The organism is Phyllobacterium sp. GQ127 (assembly GCF_059758635.1).
In genome coordinates, this window is the sequence record NZ_JCAXDZ010000003.1 from 550,799 (window position 1) to 562,248 (window position 11,450).

Consider the following 11,450-nt stretch of genomic DNA (forward strand, 5'->3'; position numbering starts at 1 on the left):
GGTGAGCGGGGCCTTCAGATATGGGACCGCTACCCTTACTCCGCTGCAACCGGCGTGTGTGGGGCAGCGGCTTTAATATCGCTGTCTACATGGCTTTCGAACTTGTCAAAGTTGCGGATGAACATGGCGACAAGTTTGTTCGCTTGCGCATCATAACCCGCCTTGTCTGCCCATGTTGAGCGCGGATCGAGGATCGCATTGTCAACGCCATTTACAGAAACAGGCACCGCAAAACCAAAATTCGGGTCTGTGCGGAATTCAGCGCTTTTTAGTGAGCCGTCTAGAGCGGCGGACAAAAGTGCGCGCGTTGCTTTGATCGGCATGCGCTTGCCAACGCCATAGGCACCGCCTGTCCAACCGGTATTTACCAGCCAACAATCAACATTGTGGTCAGCGATCAGTTGACGGAGCAAATTGCCATATTCCGAAGGATGCCGAGGCATGAATGGCGCACCGAAGCAGGTAGAGAATGTCGCCTCCGGCTCGGTAACGCCACGCTCGGTGCCCGCAACCTTGGCGGTGTATCCGGAAAGGAAATGATACATTGCCTGGGCGGGTGTCAGCTTGGCAATTGGCGGCATGACGCCAAAAGCATCGGCTGTAAGCATGATGATATTCTTTGGATGGCTCGCCTTGCCGGTTTTCGATGCATTGGGAATGAAATCGAGCGGATAGGCGCAGCGCGTGTTCTCCGTCAACGAACCATCATTGAAGTCGGGCTGGCGCTTATCATCCAGAACGACATTTTCCAGAACAGTGCCAAAACGCTGTGTCGTTGCGAAAATTTCCGGTTCGGCTTCCGCGGAAAGGCGAATGGTCTTGGCGTAGCAGCCACCTTCGAAATTGAAAACGCCGTGCTCGCCCCAGCCGTGCTCGTCATCGCCAATCAGGGTGCGGGTGGGGTCAGCCGAAAGTGTTGTCTTGCCGGTGCCGGAAAGGCCAAAGAACACCGCAGTATCGCCATCAGGGCCCTCATTGGCCGAGCAATGCATAGGCATGACGCCTTTACCCGGTAGAATATAGTTGAGCGCCGTGAAGACTGACTTTTTCATTTCACCGGCATAGGCCGAGCCGCCGATCAGAACGATAAGTCGATTGAGGTCGACGGCGATGACCGTCTCTGTCCGCGTGCCATGCCGCGCCGGGTCAGCGCGGAAAGAGGGCAGATCAATAATGGTCATTTGCGGAACAAAATCGGCCAAAGCCTCGCGTTCCGGACGAATGAGAAGATTGCGGATAAACAGGGAGTGCCAAGCAAACTCGGTGATCACGCGCGTATTAAGCTTGTAATCTTCGTCAGCGCCGCCGACGAGATCCTGAACAAAGAGTTCCTTGCCCTTTGCCTGCTCCATGAAGTCCGCATAAAGCAATTCGAACGCCTCAGGCGACATTGCCGAATTGTTGTCCCACCAGACATTACCCTCCGTGGAGGCATCGCGAACGACGAATTTGTCCTTGGGAGAGCGGCCCGTATGCTGGCCGGTGCGGGCGACGAGTGCGCCTTGCGCCGTCAAGACAGCTTCGCCGCGGCGCAATGTTTCCTCATAGAGTTCGGCAGTTCCAAGATTATAATAGGCCGCCGAAACGCCCTTCAAACCTGAGTTGCCGAGCGCGATTGCCGCGTTGTGGATGCCGATCTCTCTAATCATCTGTCCGCCATTGTTTAAGAAGGTGCATGGGTCAAACTTTTGGTTAATCTCACTCTACATGTTCAATGTAAAATGCGACATGAATTGGTCAAAAGCAGAAAAATCAAATAGTTTCAAACGTTTAATCGATTTAAAGATTTTAATTTTTTTTAAATCGGTTTAGTTGCGAAGAGGCAAGCCCGCCTTATTTACCAGCAAAAAACACCTGTAAAAGTGATTGGATGACAAGGTTTGCGATCTGTGCCACATTTTGTACCTAATTTGTCCGGCACAAGCGCACAGGTTTGTAGCACACAGGAAGGCAGGGCATGAGGGAAGTACCCGCAATGCAGACTATTGCGCTCGTTGATGACGATCGCAACATTCTGACATCCGTATCCATCGCACTGGAGTCGGAAGGCTATCGCGTAGAGACCTATACAGATGGTGCTTCGGCATTGGATGGCCTGACTGCACGTCCACCCAACCTCGCGATCTTCGATATCAAGATGCCGCGCATGGATGGCATGGAACTTTTGCGCCGCCTTCGTCAGAAATCGGATCTGCCCGTTATCTTTCTCACATCGAAAGACGATGAGATCGATGAGCTGTTCGGTTTGAAGATGGGCGCGGATGATTTTATCACCAAGCCGTTTTCACAACGCCTGCTCGTCGAGCGTGTGAAGGCAGTTTTGCGCCGGGTCGCCGCACGTGAAAATACCGCCAAGCCAGGCAGCGTACAGGCCAAGTCGCTTGAACGTGGCCAATTGGTCATGGATCAGGAACGCCATACCTGCACATGGATGGGTGAGCCGGTAACCCTGACAGTCACCGAATTCCTCATTCTGCATTCCTTGGCACAGCGCCCCGGCGTTGTAAAAAGCCGCGATGCTTTGATGGATGCTGCTTATGATGAGCAGGTCTATGTTGACGACCGTACAATCGACAGTCACATCAAGCGCCTGCGCAAGAAGTTCAAGGTCGTTGACGACGACTTCGATATGATTGAAACGCTCTATGGCGTTGGTTATCGCTTCCGCGAAACCTGATTTGCGGGCAAGCCTGCTTTCAAAGCCGACCAATCGGCTGTAAAATTCGGTTGTCTCAACGTGATATGAGTGCGATGAGACAACCCGTTCCTGATGTTTTGAGGCAAAGATGGTAGCCGAACTGCGAGGCGGCAATATTACGCGCAAGAGCGCCGTCATGCGCCGGAAGCGCTCGGTTGCCTTGCGTCGGCTGTTCAAGCCGCTCAATCGCGTCTTTGGAAACTATCTCTTCTCAAGTCTGACACGGCGCATTCTTTTCCTGAATCTCGCAGGTTTGGCCGTGCTGCTCTCCGGCATCATGTATCTCAATCAATTTCGCGACGGGTTGATTGATGCACGCGTCGAAAGCTTGATGACGCAGGGCGAGATCATCGCTGGTGCAATTGCCTCATCGGCCACTGTGGATACAAATTCCATTGCGATTGATCCGGAAAAACTGCTGGAGCTCCAGGCAGGGCAAAGCATCACGCCTTCCCCTGACGTTCTCGACAATCTCGATTTTCCCATCAATCCCGAACGCGTGGCTCCCGTCCTGCGCCGGCTGATTTCTCCCACACGCACCCGTGCTCGCATTTATGACCGGGATTCGAATCTCCTGCTCGATTCTCGTCATCTTTATTCACGCGGGCAGGTGCTCCGTTATGACCTCCCACCCATTGATGGGGAAGAGCCCAGTTTTTTCGAGCGTCTTACCAATCGCATGACACGGCTTTTGCGTCGAAGCGATTTGCCGATCTACCAGGAATTGCCCGGCGGTAATGGCTCGTCCTATCCGGAAATCGTTAAAGCCCTGACGGGACAACCGGCAACTGTCGTGCGCATGACGGAAAAAGGCGAGCAGATCGTATCGGTTGCCGTACCGATCCAGCGTTTTCGTGCTGTGCTCGGCGTTTTGCTCCTGTCGACCGAAGGCGGTGACATTGATAAGATCGTCCAAGGTGAACGCTATGCAATTATCCGTGTATTCACGGTTGCAGCGCTGGTCATGGCCATTCTTTCCCTGTTTCTGGCTTCGACAATTGCCAATCCGTTGCGTCGGCTTGCTGCGGCCGCGGATCGCGTTCGCCATGGTGTGAAAAATCGCGAGGAAATCCCGGATTTTTCCGAAAGACAGGATGAAATCGGGCATCTTTCGACCTCAATTCGTGACATGACAAATGCGCTCTACGCGCGAATTGAATCCATCGAAAGCTTTGCTGCCGATGTCAGCCACGAGTTGAAGAATCCGCTCACATCCCTGCGTAGTGCTGTTGAAACCTTGCCATTGGCCAAGAATGATGATTCCCGCAAACGGTTGATGGATGTCATTCAGCACGACGTGCGCCGTCTTGATCGCTTGATCACAGACATTTCCGATGCATCACGGCTTGATGCAGAACTTGCCCGTGAAGATTCCGAGCATGTGGATCTCAAATTCCTGTTGGGCAATCTGGTGGTAGCCGCGCGCGAGGTTCGGCGGAACAAGAAAGATACACGTATCGAGTTCGTCGTGGACAAGCTGCCAAATAACCGAAAAGGGTTTTTTGTCGTTGGCCATGATTTGCGGCTTGGGCAGGTGGTCTCAAATCTTATTGAAAATGCCCGCTCGTTTGTTCCCATTGAAAATGGCGTCATCACAGTCACGCTCCAGCATTTGGGCGACCGAATCCGCATCTTGGTTGAAGACAATGGCCCCGGTATTCGCGTCGAGCAGATAGACCGCATTTTTGAGCGCTTCTATACGGATCGACCAGCGGGTGAGGCCTTTGGACAAAACTCAGGACTTGGTCTTTCGATCAGCCGCCAGATTATCGAAGCCCATGGCGGCACGTTGAATGCCGAAAATATCATTGATCCGAAAAATCCGGAAAATTACCTTGGCGCACGGTTCATAGCCATTTTGCCGGTCGAGGCATAATCGGATGTCCGAACTGATTCATGCCACTGCTGTCGTGATTGGTGATCGGGGTATCATAATTATCGGCGCTTCGGGTTCCGGCAAATCGTCTCTCGCCCATGCTCTTTTGCAAAGAGCCTTTGCCGAGGGCCGCTATGCGACATTGGTCAGTGATGATCAATGTCTGGTGCGAGCCGTTTCCGGACGATTGATTTGCTCGCCTCCCGATACGCTACGCGGTGGAATGGAAGTGCGCGGCTCAGGGTTGCACGCATTTGCCTATGAACCGCACGCGGTGATTCACCTTATGGTACGTCTGGTTGAGCCCGCGCAGGTTGTGCGATTACATGAAAACACCCATACACAACTGCTAGGTGTCGCAATTGCGCATTTGGACCTACCTGCCGGTGAAGTTGAATCCGCCTGCCGTTCGGTTGAAGCATGGTTATTCAAGCCAGAGTGGAAAAATAAGCTGGTGGATTCAGCGGGTTAACGAGTTATCCTGCGATAAAATGACTGACTGCCATGTGGATGACATTTTCTGCTTGCCTTCGCGATTCGTCCTGCCAGAATGCGACACCTGCCAAACGGGGCATTTTAGAGCGCAGAAAAAGCCTACTCTTAAACGGGCTGGCGCGACAGGAGCAGTTTCAGAATGATCGGACTCGTGCTTGTGACGCACGGAAGACTGGCCGAAGAGTTTCATCATGCGGTTGAGCATGTGGTCGGGCAGCAGGAATATCTGGAGACCGTCTCGATCGGTGCAGATGATGATATGGAGCAGCGCCGGCGGGACATCGTTGATGCTGTCGCTCGCGCTGACAATGGCTCAGGCGTCATTATCCTCACCGACATGTTTGGCGGAACACCTTCCAACCTTGCAATTTCGGTAATGGAAGCTGGACGTGTGGAAGTTATCGCCGGCGTTAATCTTCCAATGCTGATCAAGCTTTCCAGTGTTCGGCTTACCAACGACATGGCTGCCTCCTTGAAGGAAAGTCAGGATGCCGGACGCAAGTACATTAATGTTGCCAGCCAGGTGCTGACAGCCAAATAGAGGTAGTAAATGCGTCTGACTGCCGAAACGACTGGCACATTTAATGCGGAAAACGCGCTCGTTGAATTGTTCGAGATCGTCAACAGGCGTGGCTTGCATGCGCGTGCTTCTGCGAAGTTCGTCCAACTGGTTGACGGATATGATGCTCATGTGCGTGTCGAAAAAGATGGAATGACCGTCGGCGGCACCTCAATCATGGGATTGATGATGCTGGCAGCTTCGCCCGGTTGCTGCATCAAAGTCAGCGCCTCTGGTCGCCAGGCTTCCGAAGTCATGAAAGCGCTTGGCGTTTTGATTGCGGATAAATTTGGTGAAGAAGCCTGAGCCTCGATCGCTGAGAGATCACTTTTCCTGATTCCCCAAGCCCGATACGAGGTTTCGATGCGTCTGCGCGATTGCTATAATTTCCATGATTTCAGAGCATTGGCCAAGCGGCGTCTGCCCGGCCCCATCTTCGACTATATCGATGGAGCGGCTGATGATGAAATTACGCTGCGCCGCAACGCTGCAAGTTTTGAAAATTGCGACCTTCTCCCAAGCGTTCTTCGCGGCGTTGAATCCGTCGATATGTCGGTAACGATTATGGGACAGAAATTGGCCCTGCCATTCTATTTGTCTCCAACAGCCTTGCAGCGTCTCTTCCATCATCGCGGGGAACATGCCGTGGCCAATGTCGCTTCCAAATATGGCACAATGTTTGGTGTTTCCTCGCTTGGAACTGTCGATCTTGAGCAGTTGCGCAAGCAGCATAGCGGCCCGCAGGTCTATCAATTCTATTTTCACAAGGATCGCGGGCTCAACCACGCCATGATGGAGCGCGCCAAGGGGGCGGGCGTTGAAGTGATGATGCTGACCGTCGATAGTATTACCGGCGGAAACCGCGAACGCGACAAGCGGACCGGTTTTTCCATTCCTTTCAAACTCAATCTGGCAGGAATGCTGCAATTCGCCATCAAGCCGATGTGGGCGTTGAACTATCTTTCACATGAAAAGTTCAGGCTGCCGCAGCTTGAAGGGCATGTGCAGATGGAAAGCGGAGCCATGTCGATCAGCAAATATTTCACGGAGATGCTCGATCCGTCCTTGGATTGGGATGATGTGGAAAAAATGGTCAAGCTCTGGTCGGGGCAGTTTTGTCTTAAGGGCATCATGTCGGTGGCCGATGCAAAAAGAGCAGTTGATATCGGCTGCACGGGTATCATCCTTTCAAATCACGGTGGCCGCCAGCTGGATGGATCGCGCGCTGCCTTTGATCAGCTGGCCGAAATTGTCGATGCTGTCGGCGACAAGATTGACGTGATCATGGATGGCGGCGTTCAGCGGGGAACGCATGTCTTGAAGGCGCTTTCCCTAGGCGCAAAGGCGGTGGGTGTCGGCCGGTATTATTTGTTTCCGCTCGCTGCCGCAGGGCAGGAAGGCGTCGATCGCGCTGTCGATCTCTTGAGAATAGAGGTTGAAAGAGGCATGAAGCTTATGGGCTGCACCTCCATTGATCAGCTTTCCCGCGAGAACCTGCGCTTCCGGTAAAATCAAAATCATCAACAGAAATGGCGCAGTTGCTTGATGCCGCATATGCACGCATAAGGATTTCTTTATATCCCATTGTGTGCGGATGGCATATCTGCTAGTCAAGCGCATCTCCGGCGGTCTGAAAAACTGGGCCTTGCCGATCCAAATAACAAAGACGGAGCTGAAAAAAGATGGCCGATAAGCAGGATTACGTAGTCAAGGACCTTGAGCTGGCCGCGTGGGGCCGCAAGGAAATGGACATTGCTGAAACCGAAATGCCAGGTCTGATGGCCAGCCGTGAAGAATTCGGCAAGTCGCAGCCGCTCAAAGGCGCGCGCATCACCGGCTCACTGCACATGACCATTCAGACAGCGGTTCTGATCGAGACTTTGCAGGAGCTGGGTGCAAAAGTGCGCTGGGCATCATGCAATATTTTCTCTACCCAGGACCATGCTGCAGCAGCCATTGCCGCAACCGGCACGCCGGTATTTGCGATTAAAGGCGAGTCGCTCGAAGAATATTGGACCTATACGGATAAGATTTTCCAGTGGCCGGATGGTCAGCCATCCAACATGATTCTCGATGATGGCGGCGACGCCACAATGTATATTCTGATCGGCGCGCGCGCCGAAGCTGGCGAAGATGTTCTTTCGAAGCCGGAAAGCGAAGAAGAGGAAATCCTCTTCGCGCAGATCAAGAAGCGCATGAAGGAAACTCCGGGCTTCTTCACCAAGCAGCGCGATGCGATCAAGGGTGTTACCGAAGAAACCACAACGGGCGTTAACCGTCTCTATCAGTTGCAAAAGAAGGGCCTGCTGCCTTTCCCCGCAATCAACGTCAATGACAGTGTTACCAAGTCGAAATTCGACAATAAATATGGCTGCAAGGAATCGCTGGTTGACGGTATTCGCCGCGCAACCGACGTCATGATGGCCGGTAAGGTCGCTGTTGTTTGCGGTTACGGCGATGTCGGCAAAGGCTCGGCCCAGTCGCTGCTGGGTGCCGGTGCTCGTGTCAAGGTAACTGAAGTCGATCCGATCTGTGCTTTGCAGGCAGCCATGGATGGTTTTGAAGTCGTCACGCTGGAAGATGCAGCACCAACGGCTGATATTATCATCACCACGACCGGCAATAAGGACGTCATCACCATCGACCATATGCGTCAGATGAAAGACATGGTCATTGTTGGCAATATTGGACACTTTGACAACGAGATCCAGGTTTCGGCCCTGCGCAATCTCAAATGGAACAACATCAAGCCGCAAGTCGACATGATTTCGTTCCCTGACGGCAAGCGTCTTTTGCTTCTTTCTGAAGGCCGCCTATTGAATTTGGGCAATGCAACAGGCCATCCAAGCTTCGTTATGTCAGCCTCCTTCACCAATCAGGTTCTGGCCCAGATCGAGCTTTATAGCCGTGGTGATCAGTACAAGAATGAAGTCTACGTCCTACCGAAACATCTCGACGAAAAGGTTGCGCGCTTGCATCTCGACAAGCTCGGAGCGAAATTGTCGGTTCTTTCGGAAGAACAAGCTGCCTATATCGGGGTGACTCCAAAGGGTCCATTCAAGTCTGACCACTACAGATATTGATATAGCTAGAATATACCTACAATATATAGAAGCCGGAGAATTGACAAATTCTCCGGCTTTCTTTTTTGCGCATAGTTCTTCCCGTCGATTCCCTCAAGGTTTATTGTAGTGATTCGGGATGACGTTGCTCTTGATGGGCCAAATGGTGATAAGCCGGATGGAAAAGAGGATCGTCATTCGTCTGGATGGGGCTGCGACGGTTGACATGAAAATTGAAGGTGATGTTCGCAGTGAAGATGCAGCACACAAACGATCCGTGCTGAGCAGGCTGCAAACCCGGGCATTGAGCGCAGTTTCCGCGCTGCCAATCCTTTTGACTGCCTCCTTCTCTGCTCACGCTGAAGATATGCTTGGCCTGATCGATACTCCCTTCGGGATGAAAGTCGGCACGTTTGAAGTCGTTCAGTTCGCAATGTTTCTTGGTGCCATGGGTGCTGCCCTGCTCTCCGCGGGCTGGCTCATTCGGGAGCGTAGCCGCATTGCCCATGAGAACCGCCATTTGCGCGACAAGGTTGCCGATCTGAATGTCACGGTTCAGCGCAACGAAGCCCTGCTCAATCTTAAGGATCAGCGCGTTATAGTTTGGGAGGGAAGCTCGTCGACTCCCGTGCTCATCGGCAGTCTGCCGCCTGAAATCGGCGTGCCCGAAAGCCGCTCGCTCTTTCTGGCCTTTGGCCGCTGGTTGCGGGTTGAATCCGTCACGCTTCTGGACCGGTCAGTATCAGCGCTGCGCGAGAAAGCCCGTCCTTTCGACATAGCCATCGAGACCTCGAAAGGCACGCCGCTGGAGGTGCAGGGCCGCACTTCTGGCGGATATGCTATCGTGCGCTTCATCAATCCAGGCGAAGTTCGTGCCGCTCAAGCCATGCTTAAAGCCGAAAACTATCATTTAAGCGAAGCTGTCGCGACGCTGCGTGGTCTGCTGGATGCAATCGATATGCCAGCCTGGAGCCGCAGCAGTGAAGGTCAGTTGAATTGGGTTAATCTGGCCTATGCAAAGGCGGTCGACGAGCGCGACCCCAATAGCGCGGTTCGCGATGGTCGCGAGCTTTTCGGTATTCAGGCGCGCGAACGCATAGAGCGCGACAAGACACTGAACCGTAAATTCCACGATCAACTCTCGACCGTAGTTGGCGGCGACAGGCACGTATTCAGCGTTACCGATATTGCCGCAAGCAATGGATCTGCGGGTATGGCAATCGATATCAGCGAAGCTGAGTTGATCCGGGAGGAATTTAAACGGACTGTCCTCAATCATTCGGATACGTTGGATCAGCTGAATTCGGCTGTCGCAATGTTTGATGCCAACCGAAAGTTGCAATTCTTCAATCAGGCATTCGCCAAATTATGGGGTCTCGAGACACCATTCCTTGAGAGCAATCCTGACAATGCCATGTTGCTCGACCGTTTCCGCAGCGATGGCATATTGCCCGAGCAGCCGGATTGGCGGCGCTGGAAGGAACAGGTTCTTTCCGCCTATCATTCTATCGAATCGCAGGAATATGTCTGGCACCTGACCGATGGCCGCACATTGCGGGTTATCGTCAATCCCCAGCCGAAGGGCGGCGTTACCTGGGTGTTCGAGAACCTGACTGAAAAGCTTGAACTCGAAAGCCGTTATAACACGCTGATCAAAGTGCAAGGCCAGACGCTGGACTACCTTGCTGAAGGTGTTGCGGTGTTTGGGTCAGACGGAAAAGTACGTCTTGCCAATCCTGCTTTTGCCTCGCTGTGGTCGCTGAAGAGCGAACAGGTAGCGGAAGGCACGCATATTTCGGCAATCCGGCGGGTGTGCGAACCTGTATCGGACGCGGATAATTGGGAATCCTTTGTAACGACAGTCACTGGTTTTGATGATGAGCGCCGCTCGCTCTCCGGCCATATAGAGCTGACAACGGGTAAAATATTGTCTTATGCAACGGCGCCACTGCCTAATGGCCAGACAATGCTCACCTTCGTCGATGTGACGGATTCTGTTCAGGTTGAGCGTGCACTGAAAGAAAAGAACGAAGCGCTGGAGCGTACTGACGAGCTGAAGAATGATTTTGTCCAGCATGTCTCTTATGAACTGCGTTCGCCGCTGACCAATATTATGGGCTTTACCGAGCTTCTCCAAACGCCCATGACCGGACCGTTGAACGACCGTCAACGGGACTATCTTGATCATATCGGCACTTCTTCATCAGTGCTTTTGACCATCGTGAATGACATTCTTGATCTGGCCACTGTGGATGCGGGGATCATGGAGCTCGATATCAGCGATGTTTCCGTCACCGATGCCGTCACTGTTGCATCGGAGAAAGTCGCCGACCGGCTCAAGGAACATAATATTCTGCTCGATACGCGTATTGAGACAGGAACAGGTTCGTTCCGTGCCGATGCCGCCCGTATCAAGCAGGTGCTGTCCAATCTTTTGAGCAATGCGGCTAACTATGCTCCGGAAGGCAGCACGATTACGCTCAAGTGCTGGCGCGAACAGACGGAAATGGTGTTCAGTGTCATGGATAATGGCCCCGGAATGCCGGATTATGTGCTCAACAGCATTTTCAAGCGCTTCCAGCCTTACCCGAATGGCGGGCGCAAACGCGGTGCGGGGCTGGGCCTGTCCATTGTGAAGGGCTTTGTCGAATTGCATGGTGGAACAGTTGATATAGACAGTTCTGCAGGCAAGGGCACGCTGGTTACCTGTCGATTCCCGCTGGAGGCACGGTCCTTCAGCCTCGCTGCCGAATAGTCTGA

9 protein-coding genes are annotated in these 11,450 nt (G+C 53.0%); 8 read left to right on the forward strand and 1 reads right to left on the reverse strand.

What is annotated here, in order from left to right; translation table 11 throughout:
- Nucleotides 1-35: 35 nt before the first annotated feature.
- Nucleotides 36-1,646 (reverse strand): phosphoenolpyruvate carboxykinase, encoded by a 1,611-nt coding sequence (locus AC6CHM_RS14765; protein ID WP_498173679.1) that lies wholly within the window; start codon nucleotides 1,644-1,646, stop codon nucleotides 36-38.
- 311 nt (nucleotides 1,647-1,957) lie between these two features.
- Here AC6CHM_RS14765 and AC6CHM_RS14770 point away from each other — a divergent pair, with 311 nt between their 5' ends.
- The 8 genes from AC6CHM_RS14770 to AC6CHM_RS14805 all read left to right on the forward strand — a co-directional run bounded on the left by AC6CHM_RS14770 (nucleotide 1,958) and on the right by AC6CHM_RS14805 (nucleotide 11,445).
- Nucleotides 1,958-2,677 (forward strand): response regulator transcription factor, encoded by a 720-nt coding sequence (locus tag AC6CHM_RS14770; RefSeq protein WP_162802600.1) that lies wholly within the window; start codon nucleotides 1,958-1,960, stop codon nucleotides 2,675-2,677.
- A 109-nt stretch (nucleotides 2,678-2,786) separates the two neighbouring features.
- Nucleotides 2,787-4,574: a sensor histidine kinase gene (locus AC6CHM_RS14775; RefSeq protein ID WP_115054522.1), complete on the forward strand. Its 1,788-nt coding sequence runs from the start codon at nucleotides 2,787-2,789 to the stop codon at nucleotides 4,572-4,574.
- A gap of 4 nt (nucleotides 4,575-4,578) precedes the next feature.
- Entirely contained in the window at nucleotides 4,579-5,046 is a 468-nt protein-coding gene (locus AC6CHM_RS14780; RefSeq protein ID WP_115054523.1) for a phosphoenolpyruvate carboxykinase (ATP), read from the forward strand.
- A 162-nt stretch (nucleotides 5,047-5,208) separates the two neighbouring features.
- Nucleotides 5,209-5,610: a PTS sugar transporter subunit IIA gene (locus tag AC6CHM_RS14785; RefSeq protein ID WP_115054524.1), complete on the forward strand. Its 402-nt coding sequence runs from the start codon at nucleotides 5,209-5,211 to the stop codon at nucleotides 5,608-5,610.
- A 9-nt stretch (nucleotides 5,611-5,619) separates the two neighbouring features.
- Nucleotides 5,620-5,934: an HPr family phosphocarrier protein gene (locus tag AC6CHM_RS14790; RefSeq protein WP_115054525.1), complete on the forward strand. Its 315-nt coding sequence runs from the start codon at nucleotides 5,620-5,622 to the stop codon at nucleotides 5,932-5,934.
- 57 nt (nucleotides 5,935-5,991) lie between these two features.
- The gene (locus tag AC6CHM_RS14795) at nucleotides 5,992-7,137 is read left to right on the forward strand and encodes an alpha-hydroxy acid oxidase (protein WP_307281547.1); all 1,146 of its coding nucleotides are present in this window, start codon (nucleotides 5,992-5,994) and stop codon (nucleotides 7,135-7,137) included.
- Nucleotides 7,138-7,310: 173 nt separating this feature from the next.
- On the forward strand, nucleotides 7,311-8,711 hold the full coding sequence (gene ahcY / locus AC6CHM_RS14800; protein WP_115054527.1) for an adenosylhomocysteinase: 1,401 nt from the start codon (nucleotides 7,311-7,313) through the stop codon (nucleotides 8,709-8,711).
- A 205-nt stretch (nucleotides 8,712-8,916) separates the two neighbouring features.
- Nucleotides 8,917-11,445, forward strand: a complete 2,529-nt coding sequence (locus tag AC6CHM_RS14805) for a sensor histidine kinase (RefSeq protein WP_498173680.1) — start codon at nucleotides 8,917-8,919, stop codon at nucleotides 11,443-11,445.
- The last annotated feature ends 5 nt before the right edge of the window (nucleotides 11,446-11,450 follow it).

Excerpts from the sequence above, each read along its gene's own strand:
- AC6CHM_RS14795 (WP_307281547.1), top strand. The coding sequence starts at position 5,992 with ATGCGTCTGCGCGATTGCTATAATTTCCATGATTTCAGAGCATTGGCC.
- AC6CHM_RS14775 (WP_115054522.1), top strand. The coding sequence starts at position 2,787 with ATGGTAGCCGAACTGCGAGGCGGCAATATTACGCGCAAGAGCGCCGTC.
- AC6CHM_RS14805 (WP_498173680.1), top strand. The coding sequence starts at position 8,917 with ATGAAAATTGAAGGTGATGTTCGCAGTGAAGATGCAGCACACAAACGA.
- AC6CHM_RS14770 (WP_162802600.1), top strand. The coding sequence starts at position 1,958 with ATGAGGGAAGTACCCGCAATGCAGACTATTGCGCTCGTTGATGACGAT.
- AC6CHM_RS14790 (WP_115054525.1), top strand. The coding sequence starts at position 5,620 with ATGCGTCTGACTGCCGAAACGACTGGCACATTTAATGCGGAAAACGCG.
- AC6CHM_RS14780 (WP_115054523.1), top strand. The coding sequence starts at position 4,579 with ATGTCCGAACTGATTCATGCCACTGCTGTCGTGATTGGTGATCGGGGT.
- AC6CHM_RS14785 (WP_115054524.1), top strand. The coding sequence starts at position 5,209 with ATGATCGGACTCGTGCTTGTGACGCACGGAAGACTGGCCGAAGAGTTT.
- ahcY (WP_115054527.1), top strand. The coding sequence starts at position 7,311 with ATGGCCGATAAGCAGGATTACGTAGTCAAGGACCTTGAGCTGGCCGCG.